15 protein-coding genes are annotated in these 20,786 nt (G+C 71.3%); 8 read left to right on the forward strand and 7 right to left on the reverse strand.

Features of this window, described 5'->3' with window-relative positions:
• Window positions 1-170: 170 nt before the first annotated feature.
• Window positions 171-1,787 carry an RICIN domain-containing protein gene (locus AB0P41_RS24365; protein WP_365934222.1) on the forward strand — a complete coding sequence of 539 codons (1,617 nt, stop codon included), beginning with the start codon at window positions 171-173 and terminating at the stop codon, window positions 1,785-1,787.
• A 113-nt stretch (window positions 1,788-1,900) separates the two neighbouring features.
• Here AB0P41_RS24365 and AB0P41_RS24370 read toward each other — a convergent pair whose 3' ends face one another.
• The 3 genes from AB0P41_RS24370 to AB0P41_RS24380 all read right to left on the reverse strand — a co-directional run bounded on the left by AB0P41_RS24370 (window position 1,901) and on the right by AB0P41_RS24380 (window position 7,938).
• A complete protein-coding gene (locus tag AB0P41_RS24370) occupies window positions 1,901-5,848 on the reverse strand; it encodes a glycoside hydrolase family 2 TIM barrel-domain containing protein (protein ID WP_365934146.1) in 3,948 nt (1,315 codons plus the stop codon).
• 307 nt (window positions 5,849-6,155) lie between these two features.
• Window positions 6,156-6,950 (reverse strand): alpha/beta hydrolase, encoded by a 795-nt coding sequence (locus AB0P41_RS24375; protein WP_356711163.1) that lies wholly within the window; start codon window positions 6,948-6,950, stop codon window positions 6,156-6,158.
• Window positions 6,943-7,938, reverse strand: coding sequence for an AraC family transcriptional regulator (locus AB0P41_RS24380; RefSeq protein WP_356711165.1), 996 nt, complete (start codon window positions 7,936-7,938; stop codon window positions 6,943-6,945). The genes AB0P41_RS24375 and AB0P41_RS24380 overlap by 8 nt, the downstream gene beginning before the upstream one ends.
• A 129-nt stretch (window positions 7,939-8,067) precedes the next feature.
• Between AB0P41_RS24380 and AB0P41_RS24385 the strand changes: the two genes are divergently transcribed.
• Both AB0P41_RS24385 and AB0P41_RS24390 read left to right on the forward strand, forming a co-directional pair.
• Window positions 8,068-9,837, forward strand: coding sequence for a beta-galactosidase family protein (locus AB0P41_RS24385; protein WP_365934148.1), 1,770 nt, complete (start codon window positions 8,068-8,070; stop codon window positions 9,835-9,837).
• A gap of 178 nt (window positions 9,838-10,015) precedes the next feature.
• On the forward strand, window positions 10,016-10,972 hold the full coding sequence (locus tag AB0P41_RS24390) for an SDR family NAD(P)-dependent oxidoreductase (protein WP_365934149.1): 957 nt from the start codon (window positions 10,016-10,018) through the stop codon (window positions 10,970-10,972).
• A 93-nt stretch (window positions 10,973-11,065) separates the two neighbouring features.
• On the opposite strand, the gene AB0P41_RS24395 is transcribed toward AB0P41_RS24390, so the two are convergent.
• Entirely contained in the window at window positions 11,066-14,134 is a 3,069-nt protein-coding gene (locus AB0P41_RS24395) for an endo-alpha-N-acetylgalactosaminidase family protein (protein WP_365934150.1), read from the reverse strand.
• 309 nt (window positions 14,135-14,443) lie between these two features.
• On the opposite strand from AB0P41_RS24395, the gene AB0P41_RS24400 reads away from it, so the two are divergent.
• From AB0P41_RS24400 to AB0P41_RS24415, 4 genes are all read left to right on the forward strand, one after another.
• The gene (locus AB0P41_RS24400; RefSeq protein WP_365934152.1) at window positions 14,444-14,857 is read left to right on the forward strand and encodes a phage holin family protein; all 414 of its coding nucleotides are present in this window, start codon (window positions 14,444-14,446) and stop codon (window positions 14,855-14,857) included.
• Complete coding sequence (locus tag AB0P41_RS24405) at window positions 14,854-15,333, forward strand: DUF3618 domain-containing protein (RefSeq protein WP_356711175.1); 480 nt, start codon at window positions 14,854-14,856, stop codon at window positions 15,331-15,333. Before AB0P41_RS24400 ends, AB0P41_RS24405 begins: the two co-directional genes overlap by 4 nt.
• Window positions 15,330-15,596 (forward strand): DUF4235 domain-containing protein, encoded by a 267-nt coding sequence (locus AB0P41_RS24410; RefSeq protein WP_356711177.1) that lies wholly within the window; start codon window positions 15,330-15,332, stop codon window positions 15,594-15,596. The genes AB0P41_RS24405 and AB0P41_RS24410 overlap by 4 nt, the downstream gene beginning before the upstream one ends.
• 259 nt (window positions 15,597-15,855) lie before the next feature.
• The gene (locus tag AB0P41_RS24415) at window positions 15,856-16,299 is read left to right on the forward strand and encodes a hypothetical protein (RefSeq protein ID WP_365934154.1); all 444 of its coding nucleotides are present in this window, start codon (window positions 15,856-15,858) and stop codon (window positions 16,297-16,299) included.
• 306 nt (window positions 16,300-16,605) lie between these two features.
• On the opposite strand, the gene AB0P41_RS24420 is transcribed toward AB0P41_RS24415, so the two are convergent.
• Together AB0P41_RS24420 and AB0P41_RS24425 are read right to left on the reverse strand one after the other, a co-directional pair.
• Complete coding sequence (locus AB0P41_RS24420) at window positions 16,606-18,027, reverse strand: MFS transporter (protein WP_365934156.1); 1,422 nt, start codon at window positions 18,025-18,027, stop codon at window positions 16,606-16,608.
• A gap of 368 nt (window positions 18,028-18,395) precedes the next feature.
• Window positions 18,396-19,841 carry an NAD(P)/FAD-dependent oxidoreductase gene (locus tag AB0P41_RS24425; protein ID WP_365934158.1) on the reverse strand — a complete coding sequence of 482 codons (1,446 nt, stop codon included), beginning with the start codon at window positions 19,839-19,841 and terminating at the stop codon, window positions 18,396-18,398.
• A gap of 115 nt (window positions 19,842-19,956) precedes the next feature.
• Here AB0P41_RS24425 and trxA point away from each other — a divergent pair, with 115 nt between their 5' ends.
• Window positions 19,957-20,337: a thioredoxin gene (trxA, locus tag AB0P41_RS24430; protein ID WP_356711182.1), complete on the forward strand. Its 381-nt coding sequence runs from the start codon at window positions 19,957-19,959 to the stop codon at window positions 20,335-20,337.
• Window positions 20,338-20,413: 76 nt separating this feature from the next.
• Here the strand turns inward: trxA and AB0P41_RS24435 are convergent, their stop codons facing one another.
• A complete protein-coding gene (locus tag AB0P41_RS24435; protein ID WP_365934160.1) occupies window positions 20,414-20,734 on the reverse strand; it encodes a hypothetical protein in 321 nt (106 codons plus the stop codon).
• Between the last annotated feature and the right edge of the window lie 52 nt (window positions 20,735-20,786).

Genomic DNA, 20,786 nt, shown 5'->3' on the forward strand with positions numbered 1-20,786 from the left:
GCCGTCTTCCCCGTCCGCCGCGGCCCGTCACCCGAGAAGAGGAATCCCTGATGCGCAAGCGCCGACCACCACCTCACCCCGGCATCAGGCCGGGGAACAGCCGGCCCTCCGGTGCAACCCCTTCCCGGCGGTCCACCGGGGTACGGCGGCTCCTGCTCTGTGTGACCGCGGTGCTGAGCCTGCTGGCCCTCGCGGTGCCGGCCGCGGCCGGCAGTACTCCATCCGGCGCCTCGCCCGCGGCCACCGCCTCCCCCACCGCCACGGGCACACCCCTGCGCGACGGTACGGGCCTGTATCCCCGCGCGATCCGGCTGGCCCACAGCGGAGCGGCTGACGGGCGTGTGCTCGCGAGCGTCGTCACCTTCGACGGCGACAACGGCATCGGCGCCATCCACGAGAGCACCGACGGCGGCACCACCTTCCGCGAGGTCGGCCGCGTCGCCGACCCCGAGTCCGCGGCAGGCCAGGGACTGTGCTGCGCGACCCTGTTCGAACTGCCACGCCAGGTGGGCGCCCTGGCGCCCGGCACGCTGCTCTGGGCCTCGTCCGCAGGCCAGGACGAGCAGGACCGGCGGATGGCGCTGCGCATCTGGCGCAGCGACGACGTGGGCCGCACCTGGTCCTACCTCTCCGCCTGTGCCACCGCGAGCGGCACGGGCGGCCTGTGGGAACCGGAGTTCTCCATCGCCGCCGACGGCGCGCTCGTCTGCCATTACGCCGACGAGACGGACCCCGCCCACAGTCAGAAGCTGGTGGCATCACGCAGTTACGACGGCGTCACCTGGCAGGGACACCACGCCACCGTGGCCAGCAGCTGGACCCCCGACCGGCCGGGCATGCCCGTGGTGCGCAAGCTGCCGAACGGCACCTATTTCATGAGCTACGAGATCTGCAACCCCGGCGGCCAGTACCAGTGCGTGGTGCACTTCCGGACGTCGGCGGACGGTTGGAACTGGGGCGACCCGACAGCCCTGGGCGATCGTCCGGAGACGGTCGACGGCAAGTACTTCAGGGCGGCGCCGACCATCGCATGGGCTCCGTCACCCGACGGCGGGCCGGACGGCCGGATCCTGCTGGTGGGCCAGCGGCTGCTCAACCGGGACGGCACCCCTTCGGCGGACAGCGGCCGTACGGTTCTCGTCAACACGGAGAACGGCAGCGGTTTTTGGTACGAGATCGATTCGCCTGTGCGGGTGGCCGATCCCGAGGTGAACTACTGCCAGAACTACAGCTCCCCGCTGCTTCCGTCGGCCGACGGGAGCCGGCTGCTGCAGCTCGCCACCGACTGGGACGGTTCGGTGTGCCGGCCGTACTTCGCGACCGGCTCCCTCACCGGCGGCGGCGACCAGGCCGGTGTGGCGGACGGCGCGCTCTACCGTCTGAGGAACGTCAACAGCGGCCACTGCCTCGACGTGGCGGCGGACTCCCGGGCGCCGGGCGGCAACGTCCAGCAGTGGACCTGCAACGGACTGGGGCCACAGGAGTGGACGCTCCGCGCACACGACGGTGGCCACTTCACCCTGACCGGCCGCAACAGCGGGCACTGCCTGGATGTGGAGAACGGCTCCCCGACGCCCGGTACGAATGTCCGGCAGTGGTACTGCAACGCCCAGGCGGCCCAGGACTGGCGTCCGGAGAGCGTCGGCCGCGGGTACTACCGGCTCGTCTCCCGGTCCAGTGGCCAGTGTCTCGACGTGGCCGAGGGCTCCCGCGCGCCGGGCGGCAACGTCCAGCAGTGGACCTGCAACGGACTGGCGCCGCAGATCTGGCAGCTGCGGCGGGTCTGAGGCCCGGTCCGGGACAGCACATGACCGACGGCCCGCCAGGCAGACCTGGCGGGCCGTCGTGCAGGGTGCGGTTCAGCCGCCCCGTTCCCGGTGACGACGCGTCCGTCGCCGCGCTACGCGTCCGACTCCGTCGCCGTCGGCCGGCGCGAAGCCGCCATGGCGTCGTCCGGGTCACTCAACGGGCGCAGCCGGTAGGTGTACGAGTAGTCCCGGTCGGCGAACAGCTTGAACTCGTCGTGCGTGTGCGCGCCCCAGCTGTCGTCACCGCCGACCCCCATCTGCCGGTGGTTCAGCCGCAGGACGACTTCGTCACGGGGTGTCAGCTGGTAGTCGTGACGGATGCCGGCCGACAGGTCCTCCGGGGTGAAGTGCGAGGCGTTGAACTCGATCAGCGGCTCGCCGGACGCGAGCAGCCCCTTACCGCCGCCGTCCGTCAGCGCCACCCACCGCACGTCTGTCCTGTTGCCGTTCTCCTGCGGGCGGAGGTAGGGGGTCCGCTTCCCGGGGACGGTGAAGGTGTGGAGGCCCACGTCGGTGCCGTTGTCGCGGTCCCAGTAGTTCTCGTCCGGGCCACGGCCGTAGTAGCGCACATGCGTGAGCCTGCCGGGCAGGAGGAGCAGGGTGCCCACCTCCGGGATGTACGGGAGGCCGGCCGCGCCCGGGTGCAGGGTGTTGTCGACCTTGATCTCGCCGTTGCCGAAGACCGTGTACGTCGTGGTGTACGTGGACTCCGTCAAGGTGGGCAGGGTGCCGCTGACAGTGATCTCGACGGCCCGGTCGCCCACCTCCCGCACCTGGACGTCCGTCACCTTCCGGCCACTGCCCGCGTAGCGCCAGGTGCCGTTCCGGGCGGGCTGGCCGTTGCCGACGTCGTTGTCGGTCGGGGCCCGCCAGAAGTTCGGGGCGGGCCCCGAGGCGATCAGCCGGTCGCCGCCCGCCTCGTAGCTGGTGATGACGCCGCTGCCCTTGTCGACGGTGACGGAGAAGTCCTCACCTGTCACCGTCACGGAGCCGTCGCCGTCCTGGTGGCGCAGCGGGCGTACGGAGTCCAGTGGCCGGGGCGCCACGGCCGGGCTGCCGGCGTCCACGGCGAGCTGCTGCCCGGCCACCTCGAATCCGGCCTTCGCCCACTTCGTTGGCTCCTTGGTGGTGAAGGAGAGCCGGAGGAAGAACTCCGTGCCCGGCGCCGGGTCGCGGGGCAGGGTGAAGGGGACCGTGACGGTCTTGCCGGCCGAAGGTGCGATGTCCAGCTGGGAGCGGGTGAGCTTCCCGCGCTGCACGGTTTCGCCGTCGGCCACCAGGGCCCAGGCAGCGTCGAACTCCCGCAGGTTGGTGAAGAGGTACTCGTTGTTCACGGTGAGACGCCCGGCGGGGGCGTCGTCCGCCGTCACGTGGATCGCCTGGTGGATCCGCTTGATCTCCGTGGCCTTGCCGGTGTGCCGGCGGTCGGCGGTGACGATGCCGTCGCCGGAAAAGTTCCCGTCGTTGGGGTTGTCGCCCCAGTCGCCGCCGTAGGCGAGGAACGTACGCTCGGTGGGCCTGCGTCGCTCGAGGGCGACGGTGGCCGCGTCGAACCAGAAGCGCACGCCGTCGTCGCCGGGGCGCCGGGAGCCCGAGGCGATCTCGGCGGCGCTCAGGGCACGGGCGTAGACGCGCGCCCGTCTGATCGTGCCGCTGAACTCACGGGTCGGGTTCTCCGCGTCGGTGGCGAGTGCCAGTGGTGCGTTGTTGCCGGCGGGCGGCTGGGGTGCGGCCTCGGTGGCCTTCGTCTCTCCGTCGACGTAGAGGGTCAGGGTGGCCTTGTCTGCGTCGAAGACACCCGCGATGTGGTGCTCGGTGCCTGTCCAGTCCTCCGGCAGCGTCCAGCTCGCGGTCGTCCACCGGCCGCCGGAGTGGATGAAGAACTCCAGATCGCCGTCCGTCTGCTTCAGTGCGTACTGGGTGTCGCCCTTGGCGAGGACGGGCTGGTGGGAGCCGGTCACCTTCGGTGTGACCCATGCCTCCAAGGTCAGGGAGTCGGTGATGTCGAGGCCCGCGTCCCGGGCGAAGACCGTGCCCCCGTACACGCCCTTGTCCCGGTCGAAGGTGCCGCCGGCGGCGAGGATCTCCCCGCGCACGGAGCCGGGCCCTGATTCGGTGAACAGTGTGCGGGCCGGCGTGGGCCAGGTGAGTGCCTGGTCGGCGAAGTCCCAGATCCAGCCGCCCTGCAGGACGTCGTGACCGCGGATGATGTCCCAGTACTTCTTGAAGTTGCCGTTCGAGTTGCCCATCCCGTGGGAGTACTCGATCAGGACGAAGGGGCGGGTGTCGGTGGTGTCCCGGGCGCGCTGTTCGACCTGGGCCGGCTTGGTGTACATCTCCGAGCGGATGTCGCTGATCCCGGGCCGGTCGTCACCCTCGTACTGGATGACACGGGTGGGGTCGTACGAGCGGATCCAGTCGTGCATGGCGACGAAAGCCGAGCCGGTGCCGGCCTCGTTGCCGAGCGACCAGATGACGGCGCAGGCGTGGTTCTTGTCGCGGTGGACCATGTTCCTGGCGCGGGCCACACACGCCTCGGTCCAGTCCGCGTGGTCTCCCGGATAGCTGTCGCGGATGCCGTGTGTCTCCAGGTTGGTCTCGCCCACCAGGTACAGCCCGTACTCGTCGGCCAGCTCCAGCCACAGCGGGTTGTTCGGGTAGTGGGAGGTGCGGACGCTGTTCATGTTCAGCCGTTTGATGATCTCGATGTCGGTGACCATGTCCGCGCGGGTCAGCGCCATGCCCCGCTCGGGGTGCATCTCGTGCCGGTTCGTGCCGCGCAGGGAGACGGGCTTGCCGTTGATGCGCATCAGCCCGTCCACGAGCGCGAACTCCCGGAAGCCGACCCGGTGCGACAGCGTCTCGGTCACCCTGCCCGCCGGGTCGCGCAACCGCAGCACGGCGGTGTAGAGGTTCGGGTGCTCGGCGGACCAGAGGTCCGGCTTCGGCACGGCCTTGGCCGACCGCACGGTCACGTCCTGTCCGGCCGGGGCGGAGCCGAGGTCGGCGGGCTGCCTCAGCGGGCGGGGCCAGACAGGGTGTCCGTCGGCGTCGTAGAGCTGGGTCTCCACGGTGTACTCGCCCATCCCGGGGGCGTCACCGTAGGCGCGTACGGAGGCGGTGACGGACAGTTCGGCGGCCCTGTAGCCGTCGCTGAGCGGGGTGTCGAGCTTGAAGTCCCGCAGGTGGACGGCGGGGGTGGAGAAGAGGTGCACCGAGCGGAAGATCCCGCTCAGCCGGATCATGTCCTGGTCCTCCATCCAGTCGCCGTCGGAGTAGCGGTACACCTCCACCGCGATCTGGTTGCGGCCTCGCTCCAGGTGGGGGGTGATGTCGTACTCGGCGGAGGTGTACGAGTCCTCGCGGTAGCCCACCGGCTTGCCGTTGATCCATACGTAGTGTGCGGACTTCACCCCCTCGAACTGAAGGAAGACCTGCCGCCCCTCCCATTCCCGGGGGACGGTGAAGGTGCGGCGGTACTGCCCGACGGGGTTGTAGCGGGTGGGTGCGAAGGGCGGCTGGGCGTTTTCCCCCAGGCCGTTGGCGCCCGACCAGGGGTAGGTGATGTTGGAGTAGATCGGGAAGTCGTAGCCGTGCAGCTGCCAGCAGGACGGCACGGGGACGGTGTCCCAGGTCCGGTCGTCGAGGTCGGTCCGGTGGAAGTCGGGGTCGCGGTCGTCGGGACGGTCGGCGTAGGCGAACTTCCACGTGCCGTCGAGGTCGAGCCGCCACGGGGAGCGTGTCCGGTCGCAGGCCAGGGCCTGTGAGACGTCCGCGTACGGCATGAGGGTGGTGTGGGGCGGCTCCGAACCGACGTCGAACACCGCGATGTTGTTGTTCCACTCCGGGTAGCCGTTGGCCGGCGGGTTCACGGCGGGCGGGGCGGAGTCGGCGCGTGCGGCCGCGCCTGCGGGGAGGACCGAGGGGAGAGCGGAGAGAGCGAGCGCGCCGAAGCCGGCGGCACCGCCCTCCAGGAGCCGGCGACGGCTCACGCTCCGGGGCAGGCCGGCCGGCTGGTGGGGGGAGGACGATTGCTGCATGCAGTGGACCCCTAGGAATGGCCGTACCGCTGTGCGGCGCACAGCGCGTAGGCGTGTCGAGTTCCGTTCGACGTCGTCGGCGTACCGAACGGGACCTCAGGGTCCGGACCTGCTCCGGTGGCCGCCTTCGTCGGCGCGGTCGGGTTCACCGTCGTGGGTGGCGCTGCTGGTCGTCATGTCGATGCGGCTCCTCGCGGGGGAAGTTGCCTCTTCGTCACGTTCGAAATCTCGTTGGGCGTCCGAAATCCTGCCGTGACGGTAGTGACGGGTGGTGACGGGTGTCAACGGTCGCGCACAGGCGGGTTGTTCAGCGGGACGGCGGCGTCTGCGCGCGCAGGACGGGCATCATCGTCGCCACCTCGTCCTGGGCGAGATGGTCGAGGATCATCCGGCCGACCAGGGCCGGCTTCTCCAGCGGGACGAGGTGGGAGGCTCCCGGCACGACAGCCAGCTGCGCCCCCGGGATCGCCCGGTACAGGGCCGCCGTGTGCTCCAGTGTCATCAGGTCGTCGTCTCCCACCATGGTGAGGACGGGCGCCTCGATTCGGGCCAGGTCCCCGGTGGTGAGCGTCGGCTGGGTGCGCCACATGTCGGTCGTCTTCGCCGCCACCACCGGCCAGTGGCCCGCGCCGTCGGGTGACACGGCCTCGTACATCTCCCGGAAGAACGCCAGGTCGTCCCCGTCCGGGGTCATCGCGTCGAGCATCGCCGGCTCGACGAAGCACTCGGGGCCGGGCCGGAAGTTGGCCCCGATCACCACGGCCTTGCGCACCAGGTCCGGGCGGGCGGCCGCGACGAGCAGCGCGACGACTCCTCCGTCGCTCCAGCCCACCAGATGCGCCGGCTCCCCCACGACCGTCTCCAGGAAGGCCACGGTGTCGTCGGCCATGTCCTGGTAGGTGAGCGGCCCCTCGACATCCGGGGTGTGCCCGTGCGCGCGCCGCTCGGGGAGGAGGACGCGGTAGGCACCGGCGAGGACGGTGCGGAGCTCGCCCCAGGTCTCGTTGGTGCAGAAGCCGCCGTGCAGCAGGACCAGCGGGCTGCCGGTCCCCTCGGTCTCGTACCACGTCCTGACACCAGGAAGGTCCGCGTAGTCACCCATGGTTCAAGGCCCCTTCGGACTGCTGTCCTCCCTCGCCAGTCTGCGCCGTGCCCCTGGCGTCCGCCACACGGGGCGGGGGGCCCACGTGCGGGCTGTCGGCGGGCGCGTGCTGGGCGGCGATGGTCGGGGGGTGTGCGGGGTCCGGGATCCGGTCGCTCCAGCCGCCGGGGACCGCCCGGCCCTGCCGGTCGCGGAAGTGGACGGGGGCCATGCCGACGCGGCGGGTGAAGAGGCGGGAGAAGTAGGCGGGGTCGTCGTAGCCGACACGGCGGGCGACCGCGGCCACGGGGAGTTCGGTGGTGGCGAGGAGTTCCTTGGCCCGGCCGAGGCGGATGCCGAGGAGGTAGTCCTTGGGGCTGCACCCGGCGCCCCTGCGTACGGCGGTGCGCAGCTCGGCGGGGGTCATCCCGTGGCGGGAGGCGTGTTCGGCGACGGACAGGGGCTGGAAGGCGTCGCGGGCGAGGGCGTTGAGCACGGGGTCCCCGTCGGCTCCGACATCGGCGCGGGCGCGTCGCAGGGCGACGAGCAGTTCATGGACGGCGGCGCCGGTCTCGACCTCCAGGAGGGGGTTGCCGAGGCGTGCGGCGCGGGCGATCCGGCTCACCGCGGCGCGGGCGGGAGCGGTGTCCGCGAGGGGGACGACCGGGCGGTCGGTCTCGATGTAGCCGAGTTCGGTGTACGGGACGGTGGCCGGCCCGGTGAAGTCGACGAAGCTCTCGTCCCATCCGGTGGCGGGGTCGGGGCCGTAGTGGTGCGGGACGCCCGGTACGAGCCAGATCAGCGCGGGCGCCGTCACTGCGGTCCGTCCACCGTCCGGACGCCGGTACCAGCCGCTGCCGGCGCTGATGACGACGGCGACGTGGTGGTCGAGGGTGCGGGGCCCGACGGCGGGCAGTGTGCCGTGCTGGAGGCCTACTCCGAGGCAGACCAGCCCCAGCTTGTGGTGGGTGGGGCTCGGCGTGAAATAGCGCATCCAGGTGTGGTACATCCGGTTCCGTTTCCTCCCCGTCCGATCGGTCCGGCCTTCCGTTGTGTCCAAACAGAGCTGATCTTTGTCCATGGACCGCTCGGCCGCCAGAGGGTGAGGTGGGGAGCGGTGGAACGAAAGGCGGGGACCATGGCTGAGTTCACGGTGGGCGAGCGGGATTTCGAGCTGGACGGGCGGCCCGTACGGCTGTTGTCGGGTGCTCTGCACTATTTCCGGGTGCACGAGGGCCAGTGGGAGCACCGGCTGACGATGCTGCGTGCCATGGGCCTCAACTGTGTGGAGACGTACGTCCCGTGGAATCTGCACGAGCCGGAGCAGGGGCGCCACCGCGACGTGGAGGCGCTGGGCCGGTTCCTGGACGCGGCGGAGGCGGCGGGGCTGTGGGCGATCGTGCGGCCGGGGCCGTACATCTGCGCGGAGTGGGAGAACGGCGGTCTGCCGCACTGGCTGACGGGGGCGCTGGGCAGCAGGGTGCGGACCCGCGACGCGGAGTACCTCGGGCACGTCGAGCGGTGGTTCCGACGGCTGCTGCCGCAGGTGGTGCGGCGGGAGATCGGCCGGGGCGGTCCGGTGATCATGGTGCAGGTCGAGAACGAGTACGGCAGTTACGGCTCCGACCAGGTGTATCTGGGCCGGCTGACGGAGTCGCTCCGCGAGCTCGGTGTGACGGTTCCGCTGTTCACCTCCGACGGCCCGGAGGACCACATGCTGACGGGCGGTTCGGTGCCCGGGGTGCTGGCGACGGCGAACTTCGGCTCGGGGGCCCGGGAGGGCTTCGAGACGCTGCGGCGGCACCGCCCGGACGGGCCGCTGATGTGCATGGAGTTCTGGTGCGGCTGGTTCGGGCACTGGGGTGCGGAGCCGGTGGTACGGGAGCCGGCCGACGCGGCTTCGGCGCTGGAGGAGATCCTCGGGTGCGGCGCGTCCGTCAATATCTACATGGCGCACGGCGGTACGAACTTCGGCGGCTGGTCGGGGGCGAACCGTGCCGGGGAGCTGCACGGCGGGGAGCTCCAGCCGATCGTCACCTCGTACGACTACGGCGCCCCCGTCGACGAGTACGGCCGCCCCACGGAGAAGTTCTGGCTGTTCCGGGAGATCCTCGCGCGGTACGGGGAGGAGGGGGCCCAGCTGCCCGACGTGCCCGCTCCGCCCGCCGCCGTGGCCGGCCCTGTGAGCGCCGAACTCGTGGAGTGGGCACCTCTCGGCGACGTCATGGACACCCTCGGTGGCCCGGAGGCCGAGTGGGCGGTGCCACCGACGTTCGAGGAGCTGGGAGTGGGCCGGGGGGTGGTCCGCTACCGGGTGGAGGTACCCGGGCCGCGTCCGCCGTATCCGCTGGGCGTGACCGGGCTCCGGGACCGGGCGGTGGTGTACGTCGACGGGGCGCGGGCGGGTGTGCTGGGTGGCGGACCGGCCGAGGCCGGCTCGTACACGGCGCTGGACGGACCGGTGGCGGGTCCGGCGGAGGTGGAGCTGTGGGTGGAGTCGCTGGGGCGGGTCAACTACGGGCCGCGTCTGGCCGAGCCGAAGGGGATCACGGGGGGTGTGCTGCACGAGCGGCAGTACCTGCACGGCGTGCGGGCGCGGGGGCTCGCCCTGGACGCGTTCGAGGGCGTGGACGCACTGGGGGAGGTCCCCTTCCGTGCTCCGGAGGAGGGGGCCGCGGGCCTGTTCCGGGGATCGTTCGACGTGCGCGGTCCGGGTGACGCCGGGCTCGCCCTGCCGGGGTGGGAGCGCGGCTTCGTCTGGGTGAACGGCTTCTGCCTCGGGCGCTACTGGAGCACGGGGCCCCAGGAGTCGCTGTTCGTTCCCGGACCCTTGCTGCGGGAGGGTCCGAACGAGGTGTGGGTCCTGGAGCTGGAGCGCTCGGGTGACCGCCGGCTGATTCTCGGCTGAGGACGCGCCCCCGGAACGGTGCGACGAGGGGCCCGCACCGCGTCCGGACCGGCCGCCGGGCGGGCTGTCGGGCGGGCTGTCGGTGATTCGTAGGCGATGTGTCGGCGGCCCCTGGAACGGTGGGAGCCGCCCGAGGGAGCAGCCGCAGTCTCCTTCGAGAACAAGGGAGCCCGTCGCCGTGTCGTTCACATCCTCCATCCCGCCCTGGGACGTCCACCGGCTGCCCGGCGCCGAGGGCCGCGTCTTCCTGGTCACCGGCGGCAACGCCGGCATCGGGTACTTCGTCGGTGAGCAGTTGTCGGCGGCCGGCGCCACCGTCGTCCTCGGCAGCCGGAGTCCGGCCAGGGCGGAGGCCGCCATGGCCACGATCCGTATGCGTGTCCCCGGCGCGCGGCTACGGGCCGTGCGACTGGACCTGGCCGACCTGTCGTCGCTCGGCACGGCGGTGGAGTCACTGGAGGTGGAGCGCCTCGACGCGGTGGTCCTCAACGCCGGCGTCGCGCTCGACGACCCGCCACGCGAGGAGACCGCGGACGGTCACGAGCTCATGTTCGGCACGAATCACCTCGGGCACTTCTCCCTGACGCATGCGCTGATGCCGCTGCTGGCCGCCGCCCCGGCGGCCCGGGTCGTGACCATGGGCAGTTTCGCGGCGAAGTCCGAACGGCTCGACCTCGACGACCTGCAGTCCCGGAACGACTACCGGCCCAAGCGGACCTACGGCCGCTCCAAGCTGGCACAGATGTACTTCGGCATCGAACTCGACCGCCGTCTGCGTGCGGCCGGCAGCACGGTGTCGAGCGTGCTGGCCCATCCCGGCGGGGCGCTCGACTCCCTCACCCCCTCACGGCCCCCTGTCCATGTGCGGACCACCGGCGCACGGCTGGGCGCGGCGCCCGCGGCCCTTCTCCTCCAGGGCAAGGACGCCGGTGCGTGGCCCGCGGTCCGGGCGGTGCTCGATCCGGCGGCGCGCGGGGGCGAGCTGTGGGGACCGCGCGTCTTCGGGCTGCGCGGTGCACCCCGGCGGGAAGCGGTGTGGGGTCACCTCGCCGACCGCTCGGTCGCGGCCCGGCTGTGGGACGTGAGCAGTGATCTGACCGGCACGGGCCTGGGCACAGGCTGCGGACGCGGATGATTTCCGGGCACGAGGTCCGGACCGCCGCCCCGCGGCCGCGGTCGCCGAGGTCCGGCCGCCCCGCGCCCTCGTGGGCGCCGGGCGGCCGGTACGTCACACCTCGCGCACCTCGAAGGAGTCGAGGACGAACTCCGCCGTCCCGTCGTCACCGGTCCTGCGCAGACCGACCCAGGTCTCCCCCTCGGGCGGCGCCGTGAACTCGTAACTCAGTACGGCCGGTGAGGTGGCCACGGGAAGGTCCTCGCGGTCGAGCTCGCGGGAGGCCGGTGCGTCGGTCCCGGTGATCCACGCGTACTGGCCGGCCTTCTCGTTCTCGTACCGGAAGGTCACCCGGTAGCGCCTTCCCGCCTCGAAGCGGACGGTGTGCTGGACGGTCCGGTAGACGAGGCCGTCGTTCTCGCCGCGCGACTTCAGCGACTGGGTTCCGTCGACGACGTCGTCGATCACCTTGCCGTTCCAGCCGCGCTGGGTGAACGGTGCGTGCCGCTGGGCGATGTGGGTGCGCGGGTCCGTCGAGCCGCCCGCGTCGCCCTTGACGAACGGCCCCCAGCCCTGGGGAACGTGCTGGAAGTCCTCGAAGGCCACGGCTCCGGCCTTGGCGGTGCGCCGGGCGGCGACGATCCGCACGTTGTCGAAGCGGACCCTGGCGTCCCCGGCGTCGGTGCGCAGGGTGAGGTCCACGGGCCCGCCGCCGTCCGGCACGGTGAAGTACGTGAACATGCGCTGGAAGCGGGTGTCGTGTTTGCGGTCCGCCGCGACGAGGTTGACGGCGGTGGAGGAGTCCGTCCAGTTCTCGGCCGTGGTGCCGTCGGCGGTGCGCACGGTGAGCGCGGCCCGTCGCCGCTCCCCCGCCTTCTCCCCCACCTCCACCTGGACGGAGGCGGCGTAGGTGCCCGGTGCGAGGCGGGCGATCCGCTGGCCGACGGCCGCGGCGGGGCCGGCGCCGACGACCAGTTCGTAGTCGCCGAGGGCGCTCAGCTCGACCGACGCCGGGCCGTCGACGTGCCAGCCGTCCAGGGAGCCCGAGTTGAAGCCCGGGTCGTGGAGGGGTGTGGCCTGGCCCCATTCCGGGTCCTGGTTCGCGGGCTTCCGGGTGCGGTGGACGACGTACGGCTGCTCCGCCTCGGCCTCGATGGTGACGCGGCCCGAGCGGACGGGTATCTCACGGACGGATGCCCGCCCCTGGTCGGTGAGCCGGTGGACGTAGACCTTCGACCGTCCGGCCCAGCCGCGCGGCAGCCGCCAGGTGCTGCTGCCGCCCGTCGGGTTGTAGTGGTAGAGGCGGTCCGGGTCGGTGGCTTCGCGTGGCTCCCAGGGGAGCAGATAGCGTCCCCCCTCGTACACGACCCGGCCGTCCGTGGTGATGCGGCGGGTGCCGTCGCTGTCGTCCACGGACGTCCTCGTCGGGCCGAAGAACGTGATCTCGTGGGCGCCCCAGCTCCTGACCGGGTACGCCTGGAGGTACTTGGCGGGCAGGCTGTCGGTCCAGATCAGCCGGTAGAAGGTGTTCCAGTCGGTCTTGTTGACCCAGCCCTCGAAGTTGCCGGTGCGCGGTATCCCGAGGAGCGTCGGCCACTTGTCGGCGAAGACGTCCTTCTGGTGGTTGCGGATGAAGCGGATCAGCTGGGAGTTGATGCCCCGGGACGTGTCGGCGCCGTAGTCGGTCTCGGTGGCCCAGTGGGACCAGAGGGAGGAGCGTTCGAGGCCGTGGCCCCACTCGGTGGTGACCTGCCAGCCCTGCTCCCGCAAGGCCCTCTGGAGCCGGTCGGAGGTCCAGCCGGACTCGCGGAACACGTCGATGTAGAGCATGTTCAGGGCGGGGTCGGTCTCGTTCCTGAGGTCCTGGAAGCGCTTGATGATGTCGCCGGACACGAGATCGCGTCGCTGGTCGATGCGGTAGCTCTGGTCGAGCCAGTCCCACTGTTCGTTGCCCTTGTCCACGAGTGTCTCGGAGAACGCGTTCGCGACGGGGTAGGACTCGGTGGCGTTCACATGGACGCCGAAGTCGCTCCCCCATCTGCGGCCCTCGCTCACGAGCGTGTTGAGGTCCTTCAGGCCGCCCGCGCGCTCGTTGTGATTGCCTGCGTAGTCGGGGTGGGCCGAGTCGTGGCCCTCCGACTGGTACCCCTTGAGGAGCGTGTACTGGCGCAGGCCGTCCGTGGCGAGGGAGATCCGCTTGATGTTGTCGAGCGTCACGAGGAACGGGTTGGTGGCCTGGCTGGCGAAGTTGAACGGAATGTGCGGGACGACGCGCAGGTGCTGCTCGCCCGCGCCCAGCGGGTCGACCATGATGTCGCGGAAGGCGATCGCGGCGTCCTGCCAGTCCACGACGCCGTCGCCGTTGCGGTCACCGGTGATGATCACGGTGGCGTACGGGAGCGGCTCGGTGGCGTCCGTCGGCGCGGTCGCGGCCCTGTGCGTCCACTGCCCGCAGGCGAGTTCGGACTTGACGTAACCGTCCTTCCTGACGGTCCGGCGCCACAGCCGGCCGTTCTCCCAGGTGGCACCGGGCGCGCTGTCCGGCTTGTCGTACGTCGTGTTGGTCTCCAGGGCACCGCCGAGCCGGTCGTGGGCGACGACGGCGTACGCGCAGCCGGTCGGCGCGGCGTCGGGTGCGGTGTCCGGTGTGAGTGTGACCAGGGTGTCGCCGCTGGTGGCCTTGTCGAGCTGGATCCGGGCGGCGAGGAGCGCCGCGCCCGGCTGGTCGCTGCGCACGGAGAGGAACGCCAGCGACGGGATCTGGAGCGTGCCCACGCGCAGGTCCGGGGTGTCGGTGATTTTGGTGACCCGCCACTCGACCCGGCGGCCGGTGACGCGGATCTCGGCCCGTATCTCGGTGCCGCCGTCGAAGGCGAGGGTGTACGACGCCCTGTCCCCGCCGGAGCGTGAGGTGACCCGCGGGGTACGGGCGGTGCCGTCGATCAGCACGGAGGTGACGGGGTCCTCCTGACCGTGCAGTACGGCGCCTGCGGCGCGGTCGGTGTACGAGACGATGCGCGGGAAGTCGGGGTCGACGCGCACCTCCAGTTCGCGGGAGCGCAGCACGGTCTCCCGCTGCGCCGCGAACGCGGTGCCCGGCCCGGCGAGGGCCAGTCCGGCCCCCGCCAGTGCGGTGGCGGCCACCACGGTCCTGCGGCTCGGTCCGGGATCTTGTGCGTGCATGCTCGTTCTCCTGGCGCTGGACGGCATCTGTGCACGCCAAGATGCGCTGCCCGGGGTGAACGCGCCCATGGACAAAGGAGGGGCGGGTGTTGGACTAACGCGTGCGGCGCGGTCCGGGTGCCCTTGCCGGCGGGGTGGGTGCTGGAGCGGTTGCGGGGTAGTCGAGCCGAGACGTCCGCACACACGGTTCGACGAGGAGGTTGTGACATGGCGGCACTACGAGGTCCACCGGTCCTGCCTCACCGGACGGACGGCGCCCTGGGGCGGCCGATGTTTCCGACAGATCGAGGAAGGCAAGGTGACCTGGCCATGAGCACGGCAGAGCGGCAGACCGACACCAGCGACGACTCGTTGGGAGTCCTGGTCTCGCGCGCCTCGCAGCAGATCTCGGAGCTGGCCCGCGAGGAAATGCGGCTGGCCCGGGCGGAGATGACCCAGAAGGGCAAACGTTTCGGGAAGGGCGGTGGCCTCTTCGGCGCCGCGAGCCTCATCGGCATCCTGGCTGCCCAGGCGCTGGTCGCGACCTGCATCGTGGCTCTCGCACTGGTGCTGCCGCTGTGGGCGTCGGCTCTCGTCGTCACGGTGGTGCTGGCCGTGGCCGCAGGGGCGGCCGCCCTGGCCGGGAAGAAGCAGATCGCCGAGGCCGGCTCCCCCGCCCCGGAGCAGACCGTCGGCAGCGTCAAGGCCGATCTGGCCGAGATCAAGGGAAAGGCACACCGATGAGCAAGGAATCCCGGACCAACATAGGAACTCCTGTCCCCGACGCCTCCAACCCCGAGGAGCTGCGCGAGCAGGTCGAGCGCACCCGCGACGAACTCGGCCGGACCGTCGAGGCGCTGGCGGCGAAGGCCGACGTCAAGGCACAGGCGAGGGAGAAGGCCGCCGCCGCGAAGGAACAGGCCGCGGAGAAGGCCGCGCTGGTGGCCGATCAGGTCCGCGGGAAGGCGGAGCAGGCCACACGGCTCGTCAAGGACAGGACGCCCGAACCCGTCCTGGAGAAGGCGGCCGAGGCCGCGTCCCACGTACGGGAGACCGCGACCCGGGCGGGGCAGTACGCGGCGGACAGGGCACCCGACCCGCTGGTCGACAAGGCGGGCGGGGCGGCGTCGTTCGCGCGCGCCAACCGCAACCCGCTTCTCGCGGGCGGTGTGCTGCTCGCCGCCGTCCTGCTGGTGCGCCGTCGTCGGGGGCGCCGATGAACGTGTCCAAGATCGCCTACAAGCCGGTCGGGATGGCACTCGGTGCGGCGAGCGGCATGATCGCGGGTGCCGCGTTCAAGCAGACGTGGAAGATCATCGAGGGCGAGGGCGACGCACCCGATGCCACGGACGAAGACCGGTCCTGGCGGCAGATCCTGCTCGCCGCCGCGCTGCAGGGCGCCATCTTCGCCGTGGTCAAGGCGGCCGTCGACCGCTCGGGCGCCGTGGCCACGCGTCGCCTGACCGGCGTCTGGCCGGGCTGACCTGCCGCGGCGCCGGCCCCGTCTCCCGGCGGGCCGGCGCCGCGTGGCGGGCGGTGATCTTGGGGTCGGCCCGCTTCGCGGGGCCCGCCAGGAGCGCGGGAAGCCGTTCGCGCCCCGTCCGGTGAGATCGATCCGGGTGCCGGTGTCGCCACCTCCACGTGCGGGGCCCACGGGCCGTCGCCGCCGCAGGCTGGTACGAGTGATGCGCCTCATCGCGGCCTGCGGAACGGGCGCCGGTGTCCGCCGTACGCTCCTGGCCATGAAGATCGATGCATCCACCTGCCTGCCTGTGGCCGCGGTAACACTCATCCTCGGGCTCACCTATGTCTTCGTAGTCATGCCTTCCGGCCGGCAGGACCGAGCCGAGCAGGACGCGGTCGCTCGAACCGCCACCGACCTGATGCACGCACTGGGACGGGGCGACGGCCCGACAGCGTGCGCTGTGCTCAGCGGACCCGCCGCTACGTCCCTGGCCACCCGCCAGGGCACGGCCGACTGCCCGACGGCCGTCACCTCCCTGGCACGCCCTCTCACCGCCGAGCAGCGCGAATTCATAGAGGCGGAAGAACTGACCGACGAACACGTCACTCCCCGGAAGAAGGACCCGCTGATCCCCGTCGAACTGCCCGCGAATCCTTTCGACTTCACACAGTTCCTGGTCGCCGAGCGGGACGGGGAGTGGCACGTCGTCCGAGTGGACTAGTACCGACAGGCAACGTCTGCGCTGTTTCCCGGGGCCCCGGGGCACGATCCGCAGCAGCCGCTGCGCCTCGTCGTCGTCGATCTCACGGGCCCGCACGCGTGCAGCCGCCGGGGCACAGCATGGCGCGGACGCGCCGGCCGAGGCAGTACTCGGACGGCGCGTCACAACAACAGGGTGAACGTTGTCCGATGCGGCGCATGCCGTGCCAGGCAATGTTCGCCCCGCCCGACACCCGGCACGCCGTCCTGCCGCACCGGATGCCGCTCGTCGACGGAAGACGTTGCCTGCCGCAGTACGAGGTCCGTGTCAGGCGGACGGAGCCTCGGTCCTGGCGGAGGTCGCCGGAACCTCGCCCTCGTCCAGGGCGACGTCCTTGGTCTCCTTGCCGATGAGGAGGGCGGTCAGCGTGAGGACCGCCATCACGGAGAGGTAGACGCCGACCAGCCACGGGGAGCCGTCGCCGGCCTCCCAGAGGGCGACCGCGACGAAGGGGGCGACGGCCGCGCCGAGGATGGAACTGACGTTGTAGGCGATGCCGGAGCCGGTGTAGCGGACGCTGGTCGGGAAGAGCTCGGGAAGCATCGCGCCCATCGGGCCGAACGTCGTGCCCATCAGGGTGAAGCCGAGGACCAGCCACAGGATCACGCCGAGCGTGCCCAGGTTGATCAGCGGCACCCAGACCAGGCCGAAGACGATGATGCCGGCGGTGACCCAGGCGAGAGTCTTGCGCCGGCCGTACTTGTCCGCGAGCGGCCCCGAGATCAGGGTGAACGCGGCGAAGAACAGCACTCCGAAGATCATCATCAGGACGAACGTGGTGTAGCTGTATCCGAGGCCGGGAACGTCCGCGTCCTTGGCGGCTCGGCCGTAGCTCAGCGAGAACGTCGTCATCAGATAGAAGAGGACGTACGTCGCCAGCATCGCGAAGCTGCCGAGGAGCAACTGCTTCCAGTGGTGGCGGAAGACGGTGGCCAGGGGCAGCTTGCGGACCTTGCCGGTCTCCTGCGTCTTCGCGAAGACCTGCGACTCGACCAGGCGCATGCGTACCCAGAGACCGATCGCGACCATGACGGCCGAGAACAGGAACGGGATCCGCCAGCCCCAGCTCTGGAAGGCGTCGGAGGGCTGCGAGGGGTCGGCGCCCGCGGCGGAGGGCAACAGCGCGCCGATGATCAGGAAGAGGCCGTTGCCGATGATGAACCCGAGCGGGGCGCCCAGCTGCGGAAACGTGCCCCACAGAGCGCGCTTCCCGGCCGGGGCGTTCTCGGTGGCGACCAGGGCCGCGCCGCTCCACTCGCCGCCGAGTGCGAAGCCCTGGGCGAGCCGCATCAGTACCAGCAGCGCCGTGGCGACCCAGCCGACCTGCGCGTACGTCGGCAGAACCCCGATCAGGAAGGTGGCGATGCCCATCGTGAGCAGCGAGGCCACCAGGGTGCCCTTGCGGCCGAGGCGGTCGCCGAGGTGGCCGAAGACGATCGCCCCGATCGGCCGGGCGACCATCGCCGCGCCGAAGACCGCGAAGGAGGAAAGCAGGGCTGTGGTCGGGTCGCTGTTCGGGAAGAAGAGTTTCGGGAAGACCAGAACCGCGGCGGTCGCGTAGACGTAGAAGTCGTAGAACTCGATCGTCGTGCCGATGAGACTGGCGATCAGGACGCGTGACCGCGAGTTTGCGGGCCGAGCCGGGGACTGCGACGGGGCCTGGGCGGGCCCGGTGGTGGGAGCGTACATCTCTGGAACTTTCCCACGAGGGCGTAGTGCGGCCGTCGACGTAGGGGGCCGACGGTCCCGCACGGCGGCGCAGGTCCCCCTCGTGGCAAGGCCGCGTGACCGGTGCGGGCGCGACAACGCTCTCATGCATCTCACGGACCGGTTGAACGCCGTCCAGAATATGGGACGCCGGAAACCCGTGACGGAGCGGCCCGTGAGGCCGGCAGGACAGGTGAGCAGGACTTCCACGCGGGCACGCCACCGCGCAGGACCCGAGCGGCGACGGCAGGATCGTCCGGGGTCCCTTCGACGCGCCCTCCAGCCGCACCGGCCAGGACAGAGACCACTCCCGCCGCCCTGCCGCACACGCAGGCCTACGCCGTCCGGCCTCAACCGCGATACGTCTCCAGCAGCCGCAGCCACACCTCGCTGATCGTCGGGTAGGCGGGGACCGCGTGCCACAGCCGCTCGATCGGCACCTCGCCGGCGACGGCGACGGTCGCCGAGTGCAGGAGTTCTCCGATGCCCGGTCCGACGAAGGTGACGCCGAGCAGGATCTCGCGGTCCAGGTCGACGACCATCCTGGCCCGCCCCTTGTACCCCTGCGCGTACAGGCCGGAACCGGCGACCGAGGCCAGGTCGTAGTCGACGGCACGGACCCGGTGGCCCGCCTCCTCCGCCTCCGCGAGGGTGAGGCCGACCGACGCCGCCTCCGGGTCCGTGAACACGACCTGGGGCACAGCCGCGTGGTCGGCGGTGGCAGCGTGTGCGCCCCAGCGGTCCGTCTCCAGAGCAGGCGCCTGCTGCGCGCGGGCCGCGATCGCGGCTCCCGCGATACGGGCCTGGTACTTGCCCTGGTGGGTGAGGAGCGCGCGGTGGTTGACGTCTCCGACGGCGTACAGCCAGTCGCTGCCCTCCACGAGACAGCTGTCGTCGACGGAGAGCCAGGAGCCCGGCCGGAGGCCCACGGTGTCGAGTCCGAGGTCGTCGGTGCGCGGGGCACGGCCGGTGGCGAAGAGGATCTCGTCGGTCTCCAGACTTTCGCCGTTGTCGAGCTCGACGGTGACCGGGCCGTCGTGGCCCGCCCTGCGTACCTCCTTGGCGGAGACTCCTGTAAGGATCCGGGCGCCGGCGTCGGTCAGGGCCTCGGCGACCAGCTCGCCCGCGAAGGGTTCCATCTTGGGGAGCAGGCGCTTGCCGCGGATCAGCATGGTCACCTCGGCACCGAGCCCCTGCCAGACGGTGGCCATCTCCACTCCGACCACTCCCCCGCCCACGACGACGAGCCGGCCCGGCACCTCCTTGGCGCTGGTCGCCTCGCGGCTGGTCCACGGCCGTACGTCCTCGATGCCGGGCAGGGCGGGGACGACGGCCCGGCTTCCGGTGCACACGGCGACGGCGTGCCGGGCGGTCAGGTGCTGCTCGGACCCGTCGGCGGCCGTGACGGATACCTGCCGTACCCCCGTCAGCCGGCCCACGCCGCGGTAGATGTCGGCACCGACGCTGTCCAGCCAGGCGACCTGCCCGTCGTCCTTCCAGTGCGAAGCCTCCTCGTCACGGTGCGCGAGGACGGCGTCCACGTCGAGCGGCTCCCGCGCCGCGCCGCTCAGTCCGGGAACACGGCGCGCGTCGGCCCGTGCGACGACCGGGCGCAGCAGTGCCTTGCTGGGCATGCACGCCCAGTACGAGCACTCGCCGCCGATCAGCTCGGACTCGATCACCGCGGTGCTCAGTCCGGCAGCTCTGGCCCGGTCCGCGACGTTCTCCCCCACCGGGCCGGCCCCGATGACCACGACGTCGTATTCGTTGTTCTTCGCACCCTCGTCAACAGTCATGCGAACAGTCTCCTCGTGGGTGTGCGCGGCGGCCACATGGGCAGGCGGAATAGCGCAAGTGACGTCACCGTTGTGCCGGACAGGTCGGAACGGTCCCAGGAAGAGGTAACAGAGTATGAGCACCGTAGAGCTCACCAAGGAAAACTTCGATCAGGTCGTGAGCGACAACGAATTCCTGCTGATCGACTTCTGGGCTTCCTGGTGCGGTCCGTGCCGGCAGTTCGCCCCGGTCTACGACTCGGCGTCCGAGCGCCACCCCGACCTGGTCTTCGCCAAGGTCGACACGGAGGCGCAGCAGGAGCTGGCTGCTGCCTTCGAGATCCAGTCCATTCCCACGCTCATGATCGTCCGTGACAACGTGGCGGTCTTCTCCCAGCCCGGGGCGCTCCCGGAGTCGGCGCTGGAGGACGTCATCGGCCAGGCGCGCAACCTGGACATGGACGAGGTGCGCAAGTCCGTCGAGGAGCAGAAGCAGGCGCAGCAGGAGCAGCAGTAAGTCCCTGGCGATGTGCGGCAGACGTGACGAAGGCCCGGCCTGGCGGCCGGGCCTTCGTCATGGGTATCGGTGACGGTCAGCTGTCCGTCCGGGTCTGCTCCGTACCGGCCTGCTCCGCCTCCCCTGCCCCCGTACCGAGGATGCGCTCCGCGATCCCGGCCGTGAGCCCGTAGTCCAGTTCCGCGCCGTCCACCAGCAGGGCTTCCACCGTGTGCGAGGCCGGGTCGATATCCGCCTCCATGCCGCCTCCGGCATAACGCGGATAGCCGGATGCCCCGGTTTCGCCGGTGGCCGCCACGACCGCGGAACGGATGGCGGTGCCGGGCGCGGGCGCCCCGGTGACGGGCTCCTCCGGTTCCGGGAACAGCAGGATCTCGTAGCTCTGCGGATGGCTCATGCCGTCGACGCTAGACATCGCCGGCCACCCGCGCATGTCGCAACGCCGCCCG

It is taken from the genome of Streptomyces sp. NPDC079167 (genome assembly GCF_040686735.1).
Lineage (GTDB): Bacteria > Actinomycetota > Actinomycetes > Streptomycetales > Streptomycetaceae > Streptomyces.